Raw genomic sequence first — 17534 nt, 5'->3', positions numbered from 1 at the left:
AGGCGGCCAGCGGACAGGCCGCTTTTCCCTGGGAGCCGCGCCGTCCTACTGTCGGCGCGGCTTTTTGCTCGGCAGACGGATTAGCGCATGCCAGGGCGAATTTCTGTGTTAAACTGAAAACGTTTTTTGCAAGTTCATGTCTGAGGTGATTCTGAACACGCCCACCCAGCTTTCATTGCCGCTCTATCTGCCCGACGATGAAACCTTTGCCAGTTTCTATGCGGGAGAGAATGCCGCGCTGCTCGCCGCGTTGCAGAATGCATTACGTCAGGAGCACGCCTCCTACATCTACTTTTGGTCGCGCGAGGGCGGCGGCCGCAGCCACCTGTTGCACGCGGCCTGTGCCGAGATGTCGCAACATGGCGAGGCGGTGGGGTTTGTGCCGCTGGATAAACGCGCCTACTTCGTGCCGGAAGTGTTGGATGGCATGGAGCAGCTGGCCTTAGTCTGCATCGACAATATCGAATGTATCGCCGGCGATGAGGCCTGGGAAATGGCCATCTTCAACCTGTACAACCGCATTCAAGAGAGCGGGCGCTCACGCCTGTTGATCACCGGCGATCGGCCGCCGCGTCAGCTGAATCTGCATCTGCCCGATCTGGCCTCGCGCCTGGACTGGGGGCAGATCTATAAGCTACAACCCCTGGGGGATGAAGAGAAGCTGCAGGCGCTGCAACTGCGCGCCCGGCTACGTGGCTTCGAGTTGCCGGAGGATGTGGGGCGTTTCCTGTTGAAGCGCCTGGATCGTGAGATGCGTACGCTGTTTATGACGCTGGATCAACTCGATCGCGCCTCGATCACCGCACAGCGTAAGCTGACCATTCCCTTCGTCAAAGAGACGTTGCTGCTTTAGCCGCGGGTTTGACGAGATCCCCATGCGCATCGTGGTGCGCATCACAATAACGGGCGGCGATGGCTGCCCGTTATCGTTGTCTTCCCGTTATCGTTGTCTTCGCTCCCCTCTGGCGTTAGAGCAGCGCCAAGACCTGCTCCGGCGGTCGGCCGAGACGTGCGCGTCCATCTTTGACCACGATCGGGCGTTCGATCAGTTGCGGATACTGCACCAGGGCGGCGATCAGCGCCGCCTCGTCCACACTCGCCTCATCGAGGCCCAGGCTTTGATACAGCGCCTCGCCCTGACGCATCAGTTGGCGTGCCGAGCTGAAGCCCAGCGCCTGGAGCAGCGCGCGAAGGGTGGCGGCATCCGGTGGGGTCTCCAGATAATGCACGACCTCGGGCTGGATACCGCGCTCGGTTAACAGTTGCAGGGTGGCGCGACTCTTGGAGCAGCGCGGATTGTGGTAGATGACGACGGCAGACATAGCGGCTCCTGCTGGCTGGGGTGAGCGGGGCGACTCCCGACCGTAGCATGCCGGGAGCGCCGTTGAATTAACGACGTTGGTACTGTTTGAAGCGTTCTTGCAGTTGACGCAGTTGATCGATGCGTGCGTCATAACGCGCCTGCTTCAAGCTGCCGAGTGGGACCAGGGCGCTGGCATTGCCCAGCAAGCCGATGGCTTGTTGCAGTTCGCCCGTCAGCGCCAACTGCTCGGCGCGGGCGGCCAGCTCCTCATCACGCAGCCCTTGGGCGCCACTGGCCTGGGCTAACAACTCCCAGCCGTTGACGTCGTTGGGGTGGCTATAGGTATAGCGGTACAGCAGGCGGGAGGCCTGTGCGGCCTTTCCCCCCTGAATGTAGGCATTCGCCAGGTTGATCTGCAAGACGGCATCGTTGCGATTTTTCGCGAGCGCCGCCTCTAGACGGGCGATGGCGGCGGCAGCCTGTTTCTGGTTGAGATCGATGTCGGTCATCAGGTCGATATACCAGACGTTGTCAGGATCGGCGCTCAGTAGGGGTTGCAGGGTGCGACGCGCATCGTCGAATTTGTTGGCCTGAGAGAACAGAATCGCTTGGCCATAGCGTGACGCCGCCTGCTCACGCACATTGCCGCGCGCCATCGCGTCCAGCATGTCGCTACTGAGGTAGCCGCCATCGATATCGTTGCCGCTATACATGCCCAGGGTACGCATCTTGGCCAGCAGGTAGTCTAGCGACGACTGTACCGGGTGCGGGCGCATCTGGTTGGCGCGGTTACGGGTATCCGTCAGACGGCTGTCCGGCAACGGGTGGGTCAGCAGCATCTCCGGGGGCTTAGAGGAGTAGCGCGACTGGTCGGCCAACTTCTGCAGGAAGTTGGGCATCGCCTGCGGATCGAACCCCGCGCGCTGCAACACCTGGATCCCGATGCGATCCGCCTCCTGCTCATTCTGTTGGGTAAAGCTGATGATCCCCTGTTGGGTCCCAGCCAGGGTCCCGGTGAGGGCCGCCATACCCGCCTGAGGGCTGGCCATCGCCAGCAGAATCGAACCGAGCGCGCCGACCCAGGTCAGCGGCGCGGTACGTTGCTGTTCCTCCATCGCCCGCGCCAGGTGGCGTTGGGTGACGTGTGAGATTTCATGCGCCATGACCGAGGCCAGCTGGCTCTCATTATCGGTATAGCGGAATAGGGCACTGTGCAGCACCACGTTGCCGCCGAAGAAGGCGAAGGCGTTGATCTCGTCGTTACGCACCAGATAGAAGTGGAACGGGGTGCGCACCCCGTCGGCATGGGCCACCAGCCTCTCACCCAGGCGGTTGATGTAGCCGTCGAGGAGTGGGTCATTGATCAGCGGTGCGCTGGCACGTAACTGACGCACGTAAAAATCCCCCATGGCCAACTCTTGGTTGATGCTGAGGATATTACCGGCGGTGGTACCGATGTCCGGTAGCTGCTGGTCCTGGAACGGGGCCGCGTACAACGAGGGTGTCGCACCGAACAGTCCGCCCGTTAGCAGCAGAGCGATAAGCGATCTGTTAAACCGTAAAGTCATAAGTAACGCTTCCAAGGCAACGATAGACATTTGACGCTGATCGCGGCGAAGAGTTCTTCTTCCCGCTCCCGCTCTCTATTACACTAGGCGCGCGAGAGGAACGTGTCCTGCAATAATTGAGGTTTATCATTCTGCCACTATTATCCGGCCGTGCCAAAGCTTGTTAGATTTTATTTATCCTATTGTTATGTAACCCTATTTATAGGTGATCGCGTCATGGCACAGAATGAGGGAGTATAACCGTGCTTGAAATGCTGATGCAGTGGTACCGGCGTCGTTTTACCGACCCGCAGGCGATTGCCCTGCTGACCATACTGCTAGTGGGCTTTTGCATTATCTATTTCTTTAACGGCATCTTGGCGCCGTTGCTGGTGGCCATCGTGCTGGCCTACCTGTTGGAGTGGCCGACTAATAAGCTGGAGGGCATCGGTTGTTCGCGGATCTGGGCGGTGTGCGTGGTCCTGCTGGTGTTTATCGGCATCGTGCTGGTGACGATGTTGGTGTTGATCCCCATCGTCTGGCAGCAGGGGTTGGGGCTGATGGGTGACATGCCGAAGATGGTCACCCGTTTCTATGAGTATGCCGCCACCCTGCCACGCCGCTATCCGGCACTGATGGACGCCGGCATCATCGACGTGGTGGTGGAAAATCTGCGTGCGCGCATGGCGCTGATGGGCGAGTCGGTGCTGAAGTTCTCCTTAGCCTCGCTGGTGGGGATGGTGACGCTGGCCATCTATCTGGTGCTGGTGCCGTTGATGGTGTTTTTCCTGTTGAAGGACAAGGAGCAGATGCTCAACGCGTTGCGCCGGGTCTTGCCGCGTGAACGTGGGCTGGCCGGGCAAGTGTGGTTGGAGATGAATCAGCAGATCACCAACTACATCCGCGGCAAGGTGGTGGAGATGATCGTGGTCGGTGTGGCCACCTATCTGGTGTTCCTGATACTGGGGTTAAACTATGGCCTGCTATTGGCCGTCCTGGTCGGCGTCTCGGTGTTGATCCCTTATATCGGCGCGGTGTTGGTCACTATCCCGGTGGTGCTGGTGGCGCTGTTCCAGTGGGGGATGGGGGCGGACTTTTGGACGCTGTTTATCGCCTATCTGGTGGTGCAGGGATTGGATGGTAACGTGCTGGTGCCCTTGCTCTACTCGGAGGCGGTCAATCTGCATCCGTTGGTGATCATCTTGTCGGTGATCATCTTCGGCGGCTTGTGGGGATTTTGGGGCGTCTTCTTTGCCATCCCGTTGGCGACCCTGGTCAAGGCGGTGATCCATGCCTGGCCGGACGACTTTGGTAATGAGGCGCCGGGCGACACGGCGAAGTAAGAGTAACGCGGCGCGAGTGGCGCCGCGGGATTACGCGCGCTTATGGATGGCTGCGTAGGTAGGCCAGCACCACCTCGCTGTGGGTGCTGGTCTTAAAGTTATCGAACACATGCTCTACGCGGCCGTTAGCGTCGATCAGGAAGCTAATACGGTGGATGCCGTCATAGCTCTTGCCCATGAACGATTTCTCGCCCCAGACGCCAAACTGTTCGGCAACCTGGTGATCCTCATCGGACAGCAGGGTAAAGTTGAGCAACTCTTTTTCGGCGAAGCGTGACAGTTTCTCTGGCTTATCACTGCTAATGCCGAGCACTTCCACATCAAGCTGCTTCAGTTCCGCCATGTTATCGCGCAATCCGCAGGCTTGTACCGTACAGCCCGGGGTCATCGCTTTGGGATAAAAATAGACCAACACTCTCTGGCCCTGGAAGTCGGCCAAGCTGATCTGCTCACCATCTTGATCCAACAAGGTGAACTGGGGGGCGAGGCTACCGGCTTGCAATGGACTCATTACCATTCTCTCCATCTCTTTTATTCGTCATGCTGAGAATAATTCACTACGTTAATGCTGCCCTGGGCGTTCAGCTCGTCACATAACTGGTTGAAGGCCTGCTCGATCAGGCTGGGATCCTGGTTCGCTGGGCTGTGGGCGGTGATCTGGATATAGAGCTGTTGCTCCGCCGAGCCGTCACGGGTTTGGGTGCGTGAAACCAGCTCGGCGATGTTCATCTGATGCGAGTCGAACAGATCGGTGAAGCGTTCGATGATGTGTGGCGAGTCTTTGACCTCCACCTGCACCCAGACCGTCGCTGGCATGGTGGGGCGTTCGTGCCAGGCGGTGCGCTTCATGACGATCAGCAGATCCATCTCGACACCTTTCAGCGGCAGGGTCGATTCGATCAGGGTTATCGCGTTCCAGCTGCCGGAGAGCAGCATGATGAACGTGAACTCTTCGCCCAACATCGCCAGACGGCTGTCTTCAATGTTACAGCCGCAACTACTGACGTGGCGGGTAATATTGTTGACGATACCGGGGCGGTCCGCGCCAAGGGCGGTGATGACTAAATAGTGTTGATTGGGCTGTGGCAAAAGAGTTCTTCCTGTAATGGGGATCGGGTGTACCAAGGTAATCATAAAAAAAAGTACGCGACAAGCAATTAGCATTCAGATGTCTACTTGCGTTGGCAATGCTTTAAAACGTACCATGAGACGCCTGTTTTTAGAGGGGGATGGAGTATGTTCACGGGAAGTATTGTCGCGCTGGTCACGCCGATGGATGACAAGGGTCATGTCGACCGCGCAAGCCTGAAAAAGTTGGTGGATTACCATGTCGCCAGCGGTACGTCGGCGATCGTTGCCGTGGGCACCACCGGTGAGTCGGCGACGTTGAATCATGACGAGCATGTTAACGTCGTCTTACAGACGCTCGAGCTGGCCGATGGACGCATCCCGGTGATCGCCGGGGCGGGTGCCAACGCCACCAGCGAGGCCATTGCGCTGACGGAGCGCTTTAATGATAGCGGTGTGGTGGGCTGCCTGTCGGTGACGCCTTACTATAATAAACCGACTCAGGAGGGGCTGTTCCAGCACTTCCGCGCCATCGCCGCCTGTACCGATCTGCCGCAAATCCTGTATAACGTGCCGTCACGTACCGGTTGCGATATGCTGCCGGCCACCGTGGCGCGTCTGGCGCAGATTGAAAATATCGTCGGAATTAAAGAGGCCACCGGGAACTTAAGCCGTGTCGGGCAGATCCAAGAACTGGTCAACGATCAGGATTTCATCCTGCTAAGCGGCGATGATGCCTCGGCATTGGATTTTATGCGCCTAGGCGGGCAGGGGGTTATCTCGGTTACCGCGAACGTCGCGGCACGCCAGATGGCAGAGATGTGCCGCCTGACGCTGGCCGGTGAGATCGCCGCCGCCCGCAAACTGAATCAGTGTCTGATGCCGCTGCATCACGACCTATTTATAGAAGCAAACCCGATACCCGTAAAATGGGCAACCAAGGTATTGGGCTTGATAGCGACCGACACCCTGCGTCTGCCGCTGACACCATTGAGCGACGCTGCGCGCCCGGTGGTAGAACGCGCACTGCGCCATGCCGGTGTGCTGTAACTCTTAGGGAGATTGAATGGCTTACTCAGTACAAAAGTCGACGATTGCCACCCTCGTTGGCGTCTCTTTGGCGATGATGCTCTCCGCCTGCTCCAGCGACCAGCGCTACAAGCGTCAGGTTAGCGGGGACGAAGCGTACCTGGAAACGCCGGCGCTGCAGGAGCTGAAGGCACCGGCGGGGATGATCCTGCCGCTGCAGAATAGCACCTACGATATTCGTTTTGGCAATGATAAAGGGGCTATTGGCAAGGCGCTGGATATCCGTCCTCCGGCTCAGGCGTTGGCACTGCTGAATGGCTCACGCGCCCAGTATAGTAACGGCGCCGCCATCATGCTGGTGGAGAACACCGCGGGCACCCATGGGTTGTGGGGGCAGGTGGTGCGTGCGGTACAGGCGGATAACTTCCCGATCGCCAACCGCCAGGACGCCAGCCAGTCGTTGACGACGGACTGGATCGCCTTTAATCGTGCCGATGAAGATCAGCAGTATCGCGGGCGTTATCAGATCTCTGTGCAGCCGCAGGGGTATCAGACGGCGATCGTGGTCAAGTCTCTAGCCCTGGAGCAGAGTGGTTCGCCGGTGACGGCGAACGGCGAGATCCAGCGCTATGCGGTTAATGTATTGAACGATGTGGTTAGCAATCTGGATAAGATCCAGGGTGAGCTGGCAGATGCCCGCGCGAATCGCACCATCGGTCAGATCGATGTGCAGAGCGGGGCGGATGATACCGGCCTGCCGTTGCTGATCGTGCGTGCGCCTTATGCGCAGGTCTGGGAGCGCGCGCCGGCGGTATTGACGCGTCTGGGGATGACGATCAGCGACAGCAGCCGTCCGCAGGGCACCATCGCGGTGAAATACAAGGAGCCGAGTAGCAGCACTTGGGAGAGCTTGGGTGTGAGCGCTCCGGATCTGGCTAATGGCGACTACAAGATCCAAGTCGGCGATCTGGATAACCGCACCAGCCTGCAGTTCCTCGATAGCAAGGGACAACCGTTGACGCAGGCGCGTAACGACGCGTTGGTCAAGGTATTCCAGGCGGCGTTCGCCCGTCCATAATCTGCGACGATCACGCATCAGGGGGCCTCGGCCCCCTTTTTTCTGCATTTTTTTCTCCACGCAATCGTTTGGCTGGCGTATAATGCCCCTCATCCGGCGGTAACGCCGCCTCCGAACGCTTCGGTTTATTCTGTTCTTAACCTATGGAGTACGCAAAATGCAAAAGCTCGCTGAGTTGTATCGTGGCAAAGCCAAGACGGTCTATGCCACGGATAATCCGGATCTGCTGATTCTGTCGTTCCGTAACGATACGTCAGCTCTGGATGGCCAGCGCATTGAGCAGTTTGATCGCAAGGGGATGGTGAACAACAAGTTTAATCACTTCATCATGACCAAGCTGGAGGAGGCCGGGATTCCAACGCAGATGGAGCGTCTGTTGTCCGACACCGAGGTGTTGGTGAAGAAGCTGGAGATGGTGCCGGTGGAGTGCGTGATCCGTAACCGCGCCGCGGGCTCGCTGGTGAAGCGCCTGGGCATCGAAGAGGGGAAAGTGCTGAACCCGCCGTTGTTCGATCTGTTCCTGAAGAACGATGCGATGCATGATCCGATGGTGAATGAATCCTACTGCCGTACCTTCGGTTGGGTCAGCGACGCGCATCTGGCTCAGATGAAGGCGCTAAGCTATCGGGCCAACGAGGTGCTTAGCCAACTGTTTGATGACGCCGGGCTGATCCTGGTCGACTTTAAACTGGAGTTTGGCCTATTCAAGGGGGAAGTGGTGCTGGGCGACGAGTTCTCCCCGGATGGTAGCCGACTGTGGGATAAGGTGACGCTGGAGAAGATGGATAAGGATCGCTTCCGCCAGAATCTGGGCGGGTTGATCGAGGCCTACGAAGAGGTCGCGCATCGCTTGGGTGTCGCGCTCGACTGAGCCTAACGAGCGACGGGGCGTGAGGCCCCGTCGCTGTTTCCGGCGCGGATTGGGCGCGCCGCTCCTGATCGTGGCTGTGCCTTTGGCGTATCGGTTATCGAGGGTTATCGGGGGGGGGCCCTGCCGTCGTTATCGCTACGCCGCCTTCTCGCCCTGTCCTCCGATTGCTGGCACGCCTTCTGGCGACGTGACGGCGGCCTGATCTCATCCACACTCGCCATCCCCTCCATTCCCGTCTATCCGACACGGGTTAGGGGGAAATGCTGTTATACTCCGCACTTTCTCCCGTGAAACTAACGTGATCGCACCATGCCTCTTTCCGCCTCGCTTCCTGCCATGCGTCGTGCCGGTATCCGCCGCCTGTTGGTGATCAGCGGTGACGCCGACTGGTGCCGTAGCCAAGCCTTGCGCGCCATCGCCTCGCTCGCTGAGGTGAGTTGGTGCGGCAGCCCGGCCCCCGCGGGTTGCCAAGCCTTGTCGTTTAGTCAGATACGAACCCTGCTAGGACGCGAGTTGGGTCACGCGTTGTTGGATTGGCATAGCGGTTGCCACGCAGAGGCGTTGGCGGCGCTCGCCGGAACCTTACGCGCGGGGAGCTGGCTGATCCTGTTGACGCCGCCCTGGTCGGCGTGGCCGCAGCATGCCGACCCGGACAGCCTGCGCTGGAGTGAGGGCGAGCAGCCTAGCGCGACGCCACATTTCGTTTACCATCTCCAGCGTACCCTGAGCGAGGCCTCCGGGGTGACGCTGTGGCGCCAGGGGGAGGCGTGCCCGCCCCCGGCACCGCTGGCCTGTGCGGATTGGCAGCCACCGGATGGTGCGCCGACGGCACAGCAAGAGGCGATCCTCACCGCCTTGGCGCATCCGGCGGCGGTGAATGTGGTGCTGGGGCCGCGTGGTCGGGGTAAATCCACCCTGAGCGGCATGTTGGCGACGCGCCTCGCGGGGCGCTGCCTATTGACGGCACCGGCGCGGGTCTCGGCGGCGCGGGTGCAGCAGGCGCTGGCGGCGTTGCCCTTCGTCGCACCGGATGCGCTGCTGCTGCGCATCGAGGCGGGGGAGTCGCTGCCTGACTGGTTGTTGATCGACGAGGCGGCGGCGATCCCGGCGCCCCTGTTACAGCGGCTGATCGCCGCCTTTCCCCGGGTGTTGATGACCACCACCGTGCAGGGGTACGAGGGGACGGGACGCGGCTTCCTGCTCAAATTTTGCTCGGCATTACCCGACTGTCGCATCCATCATCTGGATCAGCCGTTGCGCTGGGCTGCCAGCGACCCGCTGGAGGCGTGGCTGAATGCGGCGTTGCTGTTTAGCGAGGTCGACGATCAGGCCGTGGCGCCGGTGACGGCGTTGCGTTGGCTGAACCAGGCGCAATGGCAGACGGCCGCGCCACGCATGCGTGACTTCTACATGTTGCTAACCAGTGCGCACTATCGCACTTCGCCGCTCGACCTCCGTCGCCTGATGGATGCACCCGGCCAGCATCTGTGCGCGGCGTTGGGCGCGGAGCGGGTGCAGGGGGCGCTGTGGTTGGTGGAGGAGGGGGGGCTGAGCGCCGATTTGGCACAGGCGGTGTGGGCCGGTGAACGGCGCCCGCGTGGTAGCCTGGTCGCGCAGTCGTTGGCCGCGCATGGCGGTGAGGTTATCGCGCCGCAATTACGCTCCTGGCGTGTTAGCCGCATCGCGGTGCGGGCGGGAATGCGTCGGCGCGGTGTGGCGACGGCGCTGATGAGTGAGGCGGTGTCGCAGGCGCGTGGGCAGGCGATGGATTTTCTCTCCGTGAGCTTCGGTTATACCGCCTCCTTATGGGCCTTCTGGCAGCGCTGCGGTTTTACGCTGGTGCGTGTTGGGACGCAACGCGAGGCCAGTAGCGGATGTTATAGCGCCATGGCGCTCTACCCCTTGACCCCGGCGGGGCGAGCCTTGGCTGAGCGTCTGGCCCTACGCCTGGCACGTGATGCTCACTGGTTGATGGCGCAGACCGGGTTGTCGTTGCCGCTGACGCCCTTGGCGGCCATGGCGCCCGATGAGGCCGACCGGCGTGAGCTAATCGGGTTCGCGCACCATGCGCGCCCCTATGAGAGCGCCTGTCCTGCCCTGTTGCGCTTCCTGGCGGCGAGCCCTGCGTCGGCCCTGCCGCCGTTGTTGCTACAGCTGCGCCAACAGCAGGGCGATCTGGCGCGTCTATCCCCACCATCTGGCGTCTGTGGGCGGCGTGGCCTGATCGCCGCTCTGCGTCGCGCCGTGGCCGAGGCCTTGGCGGCGCAGGCGTCATCTTGACACCACAAAGGCGGTGCCGACGGCCACTAGGCATCGGCGTCGACCTGAGCGTATAGTCATAACGTAGAGAAGATAAGTGCGAGTTTGTGATTACGCGCGCCGCTCGCGCTAGCGTCGTATACCAACGGCAAGCCAGGCGCGCCGAAGGAGTCGATTATGGAACATCATCATGTGGTGCAGCAGCCCGATGGGGCGCCGCAGCAACTGATCTTACTGTTTCACACCGCGGGCGATAATCCGGTGGCGATGGGGCAGATCGGCGGGTATTTCGCCCGCGCCTTTCCTCAGGCGTTGGTGGTCAGCCTCGGCTCACCCGAGGTGAGTCCCGATGGCGCGGGATGGCAGTGGTATGCGCCGCAGGCGGAGGACGAGGCGCAGTGCATTGCGGCGATGATGCCGCAGTTTATTGCGCAGGTACGTCATTGGCAGCGAGTGAGCGGCGTCGGTTACCAGGCTACCGCCTTGGTCGGCTTCTCCCAGGGAGCGATCATGGCGTTGGAGGCGGTGCGTTGCGAAGCCGATCTGGCCGGACGGGTGATCGCCTTCAGCGGGCGATTCGCGACCTTGCCGCAGGATAAGCTGGGGAATACGGTGATCCACCTGCTACACGGCAGCGAGGATGAGCGAGTCGCGCTCGCCGAGGCTCAGGCGATGGAGGCGCGCCTGCGCGCGACAGGAACCGATGTGACGCTGGATACGGCGTCGGTGGGGCACGCCATCAATGATGACTTGATGGAGGCGGCGATGAGTCGCCTGTTGAGTTACATCCCTCAGCGTTACTGGGACGAGGCGCTCAGCGGTAAGCGTGGGGAGATCGTGGCCTACCGCTGAGGCGTGCGGACGTTACGGGCGTGGCTTGCGCCCTTTATCCGCCTTTGGCCAGTCGTCATCCGCATCCCACTGGGCGTTATTGTCGCGGTGAGGCGGCAAGGGGGGACGATGGTCTAAATAGCGCTTGGGATCGAGGCGCATCAGCGCCTTGATCCCGTTCCAGATCATCCCGATCAAGACCAGCAAGATCAGCCACCAATAGTCTGCCAGCCAACTCATTGTTTCCCCTCCTGGGTATGAATGTAACGTGCGAAGATCGTCGCCATATTCGCCGTGAGCCAGTCGCGCCCGGCGATCTCGTGATCCTGCCAGGCCGCCAGCAATAACGTCGGCGTGAGTTGCGTTTCGGCCTGCTGCGCCAACGGCCGATAGCTCAGGTGCCAGGGCTCGGCGGCGACGCCGGCGGGCGCGTTGCCTGTGAATGGGCGGTAGAAGTCGAACTCGGCCATGTGCGCGTCCAACCAGCGCGTCAGCGGAAGGAAATAACCGCCGGCTTGGTACTCCCACGGCTCCAGTTGGAGTCGTGCTTCCGAAGGCAGCGCCGCGACATCATAGACATCGAGATCGCTGCCCCAATGGTGGCGGCTGGCACCGGGCAGCGCCGACCAACGCAAGATAGCCTGGCAGCGCGCGTCGGGCGCGAGCGTGTCGGCCTGGATCGGGCGGCTGTCGGCGTCCAGCAGCGGACGGCGGCCATGGAACTTGTCGTTCCAGATGCGCTGTTGGCGGGCGAAGTCGCGGAAGGTGCTGGCAGGCTGGAGATCAATGCCATCCGCTTGCGCCCGCCGTTGCATGGCGAGAAATGCCTCGGCAGCTGGCCGTTGCAGGCGGTGATGGCCGCACAGCGTCACCAGATGGTCGCTGCTTTGGCCGGTTAACATCGCGGGGGTGATCATGCGAGGAGTCGCTCCATGATGCGTTGATACATACGGCAGAGGCGCTGGAGATCGGCGGCGCTGACGCATTCATCGACTTTGTGGATGGTGGCGTTGAGTGGCCCCAGTTCGACCACCTGCGCCCCCATACGGGCGATAAAGCGCCCGTCGGAGGTGCCACCCGTGGTTAACAGGCGTGGCGCCTGACCCGCGTAACAGTTGACGGCATCGACGACCGCCTCGACCAGCGCGCCGCCGGGCGTGAGGAAGGGCAGGCCGGAGAGCGACCAGTTGAGGGTGTAGCGCAACCCATGGCGCTCGAGCAACGCCGTCACCCGTTGCTGGATCGACTCGACGCTCGACTCGGTACTGAAGCGTAGATTGAATTGCACATACAACTCGCCGGGGATCACGTTGTTGCTGCCGGTACCGGCGGCGAGATTGGCGATCTGCAGGCTGGTGGGGGGGAAGAAATCGTTGCCGCGATCCCATTCGATGGCGACCAGTTCGGCCAGCATCGGCGCGGCACGGTGTACCGGATTGTCGGCCAGATGCGGATAGGCGACATGTCCCTGAATGCCGTGCACGGTCAGATCGGCGGTGATGGAGCCGCGTCGACCATTCTTGACCACGTCGCCGAGGCGTTGCTCGCTGGAGGGCTCGCCCACCAGACAGTAGTCGAGGCGTTCGCCGCGCGCCATCAGGGTTTCGACCACGCGCACGGTACCGTCGCGGGCACTGGCCTCCTCGTCGGAGGTGATCAGGAAGGCCAGGCGACCGGCGTGTGTAGGATGGGCGGCGACGAAACGTTCGGCGGCGACGATCATCGCCGCCAGTGAGCCCTTCATATCGGCGGCGCCGCGACCATATAGCAGGCCGTCTTCGAGTGTCGGGGTGAAGGGGGGATGGCGCCACTGGCGTTCATCGCCGGGCGGCACGACGTCCGTATGGCCGGCGAAGGCCAATACTGGTCCCTCACCGCCACGCCAGGCCCACAGATTACGCGTCTCACCGTGCGGCATCGCTTCGATATGGAAGTCCAGGGCGCGCAGGCGCGCCATCAGGATCTCTTGGCACCCGGCATCGTCGGGACTCAGCGAAGGGCAACGGATCAGCTGTTGCGCCAAGGCGAGAACGGGGCAGAGCGTCATAGCGCCTCCTCGGCGAAAAAGGCCGCGTATGTCTCGGCCTTGAAGCCCAATAACAGCCGTTCGCCCTGTTGCAGCAGCGGGCGTTTGATCAGCGCCGGGTGAGCCAGCATGAGCTGTAGCGCCCCCTCCGCTTGCTGCGCCTGGGCGCGGGTGGCCTCATCCAGCCCCCGCCAGGTGGTGCCGCGCGTATTCAGCAGCGCGGTGACCCCCAGCCGGGCGATAAAATCGTGTAACAGCGCCGCTTCCAGGCCATCGCTGCGGTAGTCATGAAAGCGGTAGGCGATCTGCCGTTCATCCAGCCACTTGCGGGCCTTTTTTACCGTATCGCAGTTCTTAATGCCGTAGATCACCGGCGCAGGGGAAGATGACGGAGTGGTCATGATACTGTTACCTTTGCTGTGCGAAGGCTCCATAATGCGGTAATTCTGCCGTGGGATCTACCCTTGCCGCACCGCCTGGGGCGTCGCCGTCCCCCCTTGCTTTCCGCGTCTCGTCCCCTTCGCACCATGCGGCTTATGCGCTCGCTCGGCCAGACGTTAGGCGCGGGGATGGCGGTGGAGCGCGGCGGGATGTCACGCGCTCGCGTGACACAGCACGAAATTTATCCGCTGAAAACTTCACCACCGGCGGATGGCGAGTTATTATGCAGACGCTATTTTCCCTATAACTTAATAAAGATACGAAAATGATTGATAAAGAATTGGATACCTGGAAGTCATTTATTGAATTTATTTTGAACCAACGGGAACAACAACAGGAGTAGCCGATCCCTCGCCCCCGTTAAGGGGGCGGCGTCGTTTTGGCCTCAGGCGTGGTGGCTCGGTTTTCCGGGAAAGCGGCGACGAACCAAGATAAAGAACAACGGGACGAAGTAGATCGAGAGCAGGGTCGCGGCAACCATGCCACCCAGTACCCCGGTACCGACGGCATGTTGACTGGCGGAGCCGGCGCCGTGGCTGGTCGCCAGGGGGAGCACCCCGAAGATGAAGGCCAGCGAGGTCATCAGGATCGGCCGCAGACGTAGGCGGCAGGCCTGCAATGTCGCCGCCAGCAGATCCTTGCCGTTACGGTTGAGCTCATTGGCGAATTCGACGATCAGGATGGCGTTTTTGGCCGACAGGCCGATGATGGTCAACAGGCCAACCTGAAAATAGACGTCATTCTCCAGTCCCCGCAGCCAGGTGGCGCAGACCGCGCCCAGCACGCCAAGTGGCACCACCAGCATGACCGAGAAGGGGATGGACCAACTCTCGTACAGGGCCGCCAGGCAGAGAAATACCACCAGTAGGGAGAGGGCATACAGCGCCGGTGCCTGGGCGCCGGAGAGGCGCTCCTGGTAGGACATGCCGGTCCACTCCAACCCGAAGCCGCTGGGCAACTCGCTAACCAACTGCTCCATGATATCCATCGCGTGTCCGGTACTGATGCCGGGCGCCGCCTCGCCGACGATCTCGACCGCTGCCGCGCCGTTATAGCGCTCCAGCCGCGGCGAACCATAGCGCCAATCGGTGCTGGCAAAGGCAGAGAAAGGCACCATCGCGCCCTGGGCGTTGCGGACATACCATTTGTCGATGTCGCTCGGCAACATGCGGTAGGCGGCCTCGCCCTGCACATAGACCTTTTTTACCCGGCCACGGTTAAGGAAATCGTTGACATAGGTGGAGCCCCAGGCGGTTTTCAAGGTGTCGTTGATGTCGTCGATATTGACCCCGAGCGCCTGCGCCTTGCGTTGATCGATGTTGACTTGGAGCTGTGGGCTATCGTCCATGCCGTTGTGACGTACGCGGGTCAGCGCCGGCTGCTTGGCGGCGGCGGCCAGCAACTGGTCGCGTGCCTGCATCAGCGCGTCGTGGCCGAGACCGGCGTGGTCCTCCAACTCCATGTCGAAGCCGGCGGTACTCCCCAGGCCAGAGATCGCCGACGGGCTGCTGGCAAAGACGCGGGCCTCGCGGATCTGGGCAAACGCTTTACTGGCACGCTCGACGATGGCGGCCGCGCTGTCGCTATCGTTCGGGCGTTGCTCCCAGGGTTTGAGGCGGACGAACATCCGGGCGACGTTCTGGCCGTTGCCGCCAGGGCCTGCGCCGACGATGGAGAACACCGATTGCACATCCTTACCCTCGTCGACCAGCAGATAGTGTTCCACCTTCTCCACCACCTTCAGTGTCTCCTGCTGGGTCGAACCGACCGGTAACTGGATCTGGGTCATAAACACCCCGCGATCCTCCAACGGGAGGAAGGAGGTGGGCAGATGCAGGTATAACGTGCCCAGGCCAGCGAGGATCAATAGATAGAGCAGCATGCTGCGCCCGGCATTGCGTACCACGCGCTCGACACCGTTCTCATAGCGCAGGGCGCTACGCTCGAAGGTGCGGTTAAACCAACCGAAAAAGCCTTTCTTGCCGTGTAACTGCGTCTTGTCGATTGGACGTAGCAGGGTCGCGCAGAGTGCCGGAGTGAGGATTAGGGCGACCAGCACCGAGAAGATCATCGCCGAGACGATGGTGATGGAGAACTGGCGGTAAATCGCCCCGGTAGTCCCACCGAAGAAGGCCATCGGCACAAAGACGGCCGACAGCACCAGGGCGATCCCGACCAGGGCACCCTGGATCTGATCCATCGACTTCCGGGTCGCCTCGCGCGCTGAGAGCCCCTCTTCGCTCATCACACGTTCGACGTTTTCTACCACCACGATGGCGTCATCCACCAATAGCCCTATCGCCAGCACCATGGCGAACATGGTGAGCGTATTGATGCTATAGCCCATGGCGAGCAACACCGCGAAGGTCCCCAGCAAGACCACCGGCACGGCGATGGTGGGGATCAAGGTGGCGCGCAGGTTCTGCAAGAAGAGGTACATCACCAGGAACACCAACAGGATGGCCTCGAACAGGGTCTTCACCACATCCTGGATCGCCGCTTTGACAAAGGGCGTGGTCTCGTAGGCGTATTCGACTTTTAGGCCGTGAGGGAAGTAGGGTTCCAATTGGGCCAGCTTGGCCTTCACGCGGGCGTCGGTGGCCAGTTCGTTGGCGCCGGAGGCCAGCTTGATACTCATCCCCGTGGCTGGCTTGCCGTTAAAGCGTGACAGATAGTCGTACTTTTCCGCGCCCAGCTCGACCTGCGCCACATCGCCGAGCGTGACCAGCGAGCCGTCGCTGTTGACCCGCAGGGTGATGGCGCAGAATTGCTTCGGCGTCTGCAACTGAGACTGCGCCATCAAGGTGGCGTTGAGCGCCTGGCCGGGCAGTGCCGGGGTGGCGCCGATCTGGCCGACGGCGATCTGGCTATTCTGGCTCTTGATGGCCTGGACGACGTCTTGGGTCGTCAGGGCGAACTGGTTGAGCTTAATCGGGTCGAGCCAGATGCGCATGGCGTATTGGGAGCCGAAGGCATCGACGCTGCCCACGCCTTCGATGCGGCTGATGGGATCTTGCAGGTTACTGGCGACATAGTCGGCGATATCCTGGCGATCCATGCTGCCATCGGTGGAGACGAAGGCCACCGTCATCAGGCTACTGTCCCCCGACTTGCTGACCCGGATCCCCTGTTGCTGTACCTCTTGGGGTAGCTTGCGGGTGGCGGCGCTGAGCTGATTCTGTACCTGTTGCATCGCCTCATTGGGATCGGTGCCGGATTGGAAGGTCAGGGTGATGGAGGCGCTGCCGCTGCTGCTGCTCTGCGAGGACATATACATCAGTCCATCCAGGCCGGTCATGTTCTGCTCGATAATCTGGGTGACGGTGTTTTCCAGCGTCTGAGCCGAGGCGCCGGGGTAAGAGGCGCTGATGCGTACCGTCGGCGGTGCCAAGTCAGGATACTGTTCAATCGGGAGATCGCGGATGGCCAACAGGCCGGCCAGGCTAATGATGATGGCGATAACCCAGGCGAAGATGGGGCGATCGATAAAAAATTTAGCCATGAGTAGCCATCCTGCTAATTCTGACAACCGAGGGAGGTGGTTACTCGTGGTGCGGGTTACGCACGAGCACGCCGATGATGATGCTGCACTGTATCCTGTGTCATGGGAAAAAAAGTGGAGAAAAAATGGAAAAAACGTAAAAAATCGTGCGTTGGCGCATGGCTGAGCGATGAGTGGTCGAAAAAGCGCCAGCGTGGCGTCACCATGTGTCGATTTTGCCGGGTTTTGCGGAAAAA

At 61.1% G+C, this 17534-nt stretch carries 16 protein-coding genes; 7 read left to right on the top strand and 9 right to left on the bottom strand.

The features are described 5' to 3' along the window. The first annotated feature begins 136 nt into the window (after positions 1 to 136). The gene (hda, locus tag ACEQFP_RS11415; RefSeq protein ID WP_005283774.1) at positions 137 to 853 is read left to right on the top strand and encodes a DnaA inactivator Hda; all 717 of its coding nucleotides are present in this window, start codon (positions 137 to 139) and stop codon (positions 851 to 853) included. Between the two features lie 115 nt (positions 854 to 968). On the opposite strand, the gene arsC is transcribed toward hda, so the two are convergent. Continuing rightward, positions 969 to 1322 carry an arsenate reductase (glutaredoxin) gene (gene arsC, locus ACEQFP_RS11410; protein WP_005283777.1) on the bottom strand — a complete coding sequence of 118 codons (354 nt, stop codon included), beginning with the start codon at positions 1320 to 1322 and terminating at the stop codon, positions 969 to 971. A 67-nt stretch (positions 1323 to 1389) separates the two neighbouring features. After that, on the bottom strand, positions 1390 to 2871 hold the full coding sequence (locus ACEQFP_RS11405; RefSeq protein WP_005296570.1) for a M48 family metallopeptidase: 1482 nt from the start codon (positions 2869 to 2871) through the stop codon (positions 1390 to 1392). Positions 2872 to 3113: 242 nt separating this feature from the next. On the opposite strand from ACEQFP_RS11405, the gene ACEQFP_RS11400 reads away from it, so the two are divergent. Further along, positions 3114 to 4193 carry an AI-2E family transporter gene (locus tag ACEQFP_RS11400; protein ID WP_005296568.1) on the top strand — a complete coding sequence of 360 codons (1080 nt, stop codon included), beginning with the start codon at positions 3114 to 3116 and terminating at the stop codon, positions 4191 to 4193. A gap of 40 nt (positions 4194 to 4233) precedes the next feature. Here ACEQFP_RS11400 and bcp read toward each other — a convergent pair whose 3' ends face one another. Together bcp and ACEQFP_RS11390 are read right to left on the bottom strand one after the other, a co-directional pair. After that, entirely contained in the window at positions 4234 to 4704 is a 471-nt protein-coding gene (bcp, locus tag ACEQFP_RS11395) for a thioredoxin-dependent thiol peroxidase (protein ID WP_370546888.1), read from the bottom strand. A gap of 20 nt (positions 4705 to 4724) precedes the next feature. Further along, positions 4725 to 5327: a glycine cleavage system transcriptional repressor gene (locus ACEQFP_RS11390; RefSeq protein ID WP_370545989.1), complete on the bottom strand. Its 603-nt coding sequence runs from the start codon at positions 5325 to 5327 to the stop codon at positions 4725 to 4727. A gap of 102 nt (positions 5328 to 5429) precedes the next feature. Between ACEQFP_RS11390 and dapA the strand changes: the two genes are divergently transcribed. The 5 genes from dapA to ypfH all read left to right on the top strand — a co-directional run bounded on the left by dapA (position 5430) and on the right by ypfH (position 11350). Further along, positions 5430 to 6311, top strand: a complete 882-nt coding sequence (dapA, locus tag ACEQFP_RS11385; RefSeq protein ID WP_005283793.1) for a 4-hydroxy-tetrahydrodipicolinate synthase — start codon at positions 5430 to 5432, stop codon at positions 6309 to 6311. A 16-nt stretch (positions 6312 to 6327) separates the two neighbouring features. Beyond that, the gene (gene bamC, locus ACEQFP_RS11380) at positions 6328 to 7368 is read left to right on the top strand and encodes an outer membrane protein assembly factor BamC (protein ID WP_005296561.1); all 1041 of its coding nucleotides are present in this window, start codon (positions 6328 to 6330) and stop codon (positions 7366 to 7368) included. Positions 7369 to 7525: 157 nt separating this feature from the next. Further along, entirely contained in the window at positions 7526 to 8239 is a 714-nt protein-coding gene (gene purC / locus ACEQFP_RS11375) for a phosphoribosylaminoimidazolesuccinocarboxamide synthase (RefSeq protein WP_005283802.1), read from the top strand. A gap of 309 nt (positions 8240 to 8548) precedes the next feature. Continuing rightward, positions 8549 to 10519, top strand: a complete 1971-nt coding sequence (locus ACEQFP_RS11370) for a tRNA(Met) cytidine acetyltransferase TmcA (protein ID WP_396464346.1) — start codon at positions 8549 to 8551, stop codon at positions 10517 to 10519. A 156-nt stretch (positions 10520 to 10675) separates the two neighbouring features. Next, the gene (gene ypfH, locus ACEQFP_RS11365) at positions 10676 to 11350 is read left to right on the top strand and encodes an esterase (protein WP_005283811.1); all 675 of its coding nucleotides are present in this window, start codon (positions 10676 to 10678) and stop codon (positions 11348 to 11350) included. A 12-nt stretch (positions 11351 to 11362) separates the two neighbouring features. Here the strand turns inward: ypfH and ACEQFP_RS11360 are convergent, their stop codons facing one another. The 5 genes from ACEQFP_RS11360 to acrD form a co-directional block, all read right to left on the bottom strand. Beyond that, positions 11363 to 11569 (bottom strand): YpfN family protein, encoded by a 207-nt coding sequence (locus ACEQFP_RS11360; protein WP_005283814.1) that lies wholly within the window; start codon positions 11567 to 11569, stop codon positions 11363 to 11365. Further along, the gene (locus ACEQFP_RS11355; RefSeq protein WP_035606580.1) at positions 11566 to 12246 is read right to left on the bottom strand and encodes a M15 family metallopeptidase; all 681 of its coding nucleotides are present in this window, start codon (positions 12244 to 12246) and stop codon (positions 11566 to 11568) included. The genes ACEQFP_RS11360 and ACEQFP_RS11355 overlap by 4 nt, the downstream gene beginning before the upstream one ends. Then, complete coding sequence (dapE, locus tag ACEQFP_RS11350; protein ID WP_005283820.1) at positions 12243 to 13376, bottom strand: succinyl-diaminopimelate desuccinylase; 1134 nt, start codon at positions 13374 to 13376, stop codon at positions 12243 to 12245. The genes ACEQFP_RS11355 and dapE overlap by 4 nt, the downstream gene beginning before the upstream one ends. After that, on the bottom strand, positions 13373 to 13756 hold the full coding sequence (locus tag ACEQFP_RS11345; RefSeq protein WP_035594387.1) for an ArsC family reductase: 384 nt from the start codon (positions 13754 to 13756) through the stop codon (positions 13373 to 13375). The genes dapE and ACEQFP_RS11345 overlap by 4 nt, the downstream gene beginning before the upstream one ends. 425 nt (positions 13757 to 14181) lie before the next feature. Then, the gene (gene acrD, locus ACEQFP_RS11340) at positions 14182 to 17298 is read right to left on the bottom strand and encodes a multidrug efflux RND transporter permease AcrD (protein WP_396464345.1); all 3117 of its coding nucleotides are present in this window, start codon (positions 17296 to 17298) and stop codon (positions 14182 to 14184) included. Between the last annotated feature and the right edge of the window lie 236 nt (positions 17299 to 17534).

Origin of the sequence: Edwardsiella sp. A.80236 (assembly GCF_044540725.1) — a bacterium.
In the GTDB taxonomy this organism is placed as follows: Bacteria; Pseudomonadota; Gammaproteobacteria; order Enterobacterales; family Enterobacteriaceae; genus Edwardsiella; species Edwardsiella tarda.
Note: the sequence above shows the minus strand (reverse complement) of the source record. Positions and strands in the feature narration are given on the sequence as shown.

Bases quoted from the DNA above. Each gene is read 5' to 3' on its own strand.
- arsC (WP_005283777.1), bottom strand. From the start codon at position 1,322: ATGTCTGCCGTCGTCATCTACCACAATCCGCGCTGCTCCAAGAGTCGC.
- ACEQFP_RS11390 (WP_370545989.1), bottom strand. From the start codon at position 5,327: ATGATTACCTTGGTACACCCGATCCCCATTACAGGAAGAACTCTTTTG.
- hda (WP_005283774.1), top strand. From the start codon at position 137: ATGTCTGAGGTGATTCTGAACACGCCCACCCAGCTTTCATTGCCGCTC.
- bcp (WP_370546888.1), bottom strand. From the start codon at position 4,704: ATGAGTCCATTGCAAGCCGGTAGCCTCGCCCCCCAGTTCACCTTGTTG.
- ACEQFP_RS11355 (WP_035606580.1), bottom strand. From the start codon at position 12,246: ATGATCACCCCCGCGATGTTAACCGGCCAAAGCAGCGACCATCTGGTG.
- ACEQFP_RS11370 (WP_396464346.1), top strand. From the start codon at position 8,549: ATGCCTCTTTCCGCCTCGCTTCCTGCCATGCGTCGTGCCGGTATCCGC.
- purC (WP_005283802.1), top strand. From the start codon at position 7,526: ATGCAAAAGCTCGCTGAGTTGTATCGTGGCAAAGCCAAGACGGTCTAT.
- dapA (WP_005283793.1), top strand. From the start codon at position 5,430: ATGTTCACGGGAAGTATTGTCGCGCTGGTCACGCCGATGGATGACAAG.
- ACEQFP_RS11360 (WP_005283814.1), bottom strand. From the start codon at position 11,569: ATGAGTTGGCTGGCAGACTATTGGTGGCTGATCTTGCTGGTCTTGATC.
- acrD (WP_396464345.1), bottom strand. From the start codon at position 17,298: ATGGCTAAATTTTTTATCGATCGCCCCATCTTCGCCTGGGTTATCGCC.
- ACEQFP_RS11405 (WP_005296570.1), bottom strand. From the start codon at position 2,871: ATGACTTTACGGTTTAACAGATCGCTTATCGCTCTGCTGCTAACGGGC.
- bamC (WP_005296561.1), top strand. From the start codon at position 6,328: ATGGCTTACTCAGTACAAAAGTCGACGATTGCCACCCTCGTTGGCGTC.
- dapE (WP_005283820.1), bottom strand. From the start codon at position 13,376: ATGACGCTCTGCCCCGTTCTCGCCTTGGCGCAACAGCTGATCCGTTGC.
- ypfH (WP_005283811.1), top strand. From the start codon at position 10,676: ATGGAACATCATCATGTGGTGCAGCAGCCCGATGGGGCGCCGCAGCAA.
- ACEQFP_RS11345 (WP_035594387.1), bottom strand. From the start codon at position 13,756: ATGACCACTCCGTCATCTTCCCCTGCGCCGGTGATCTACGGCATTAAG.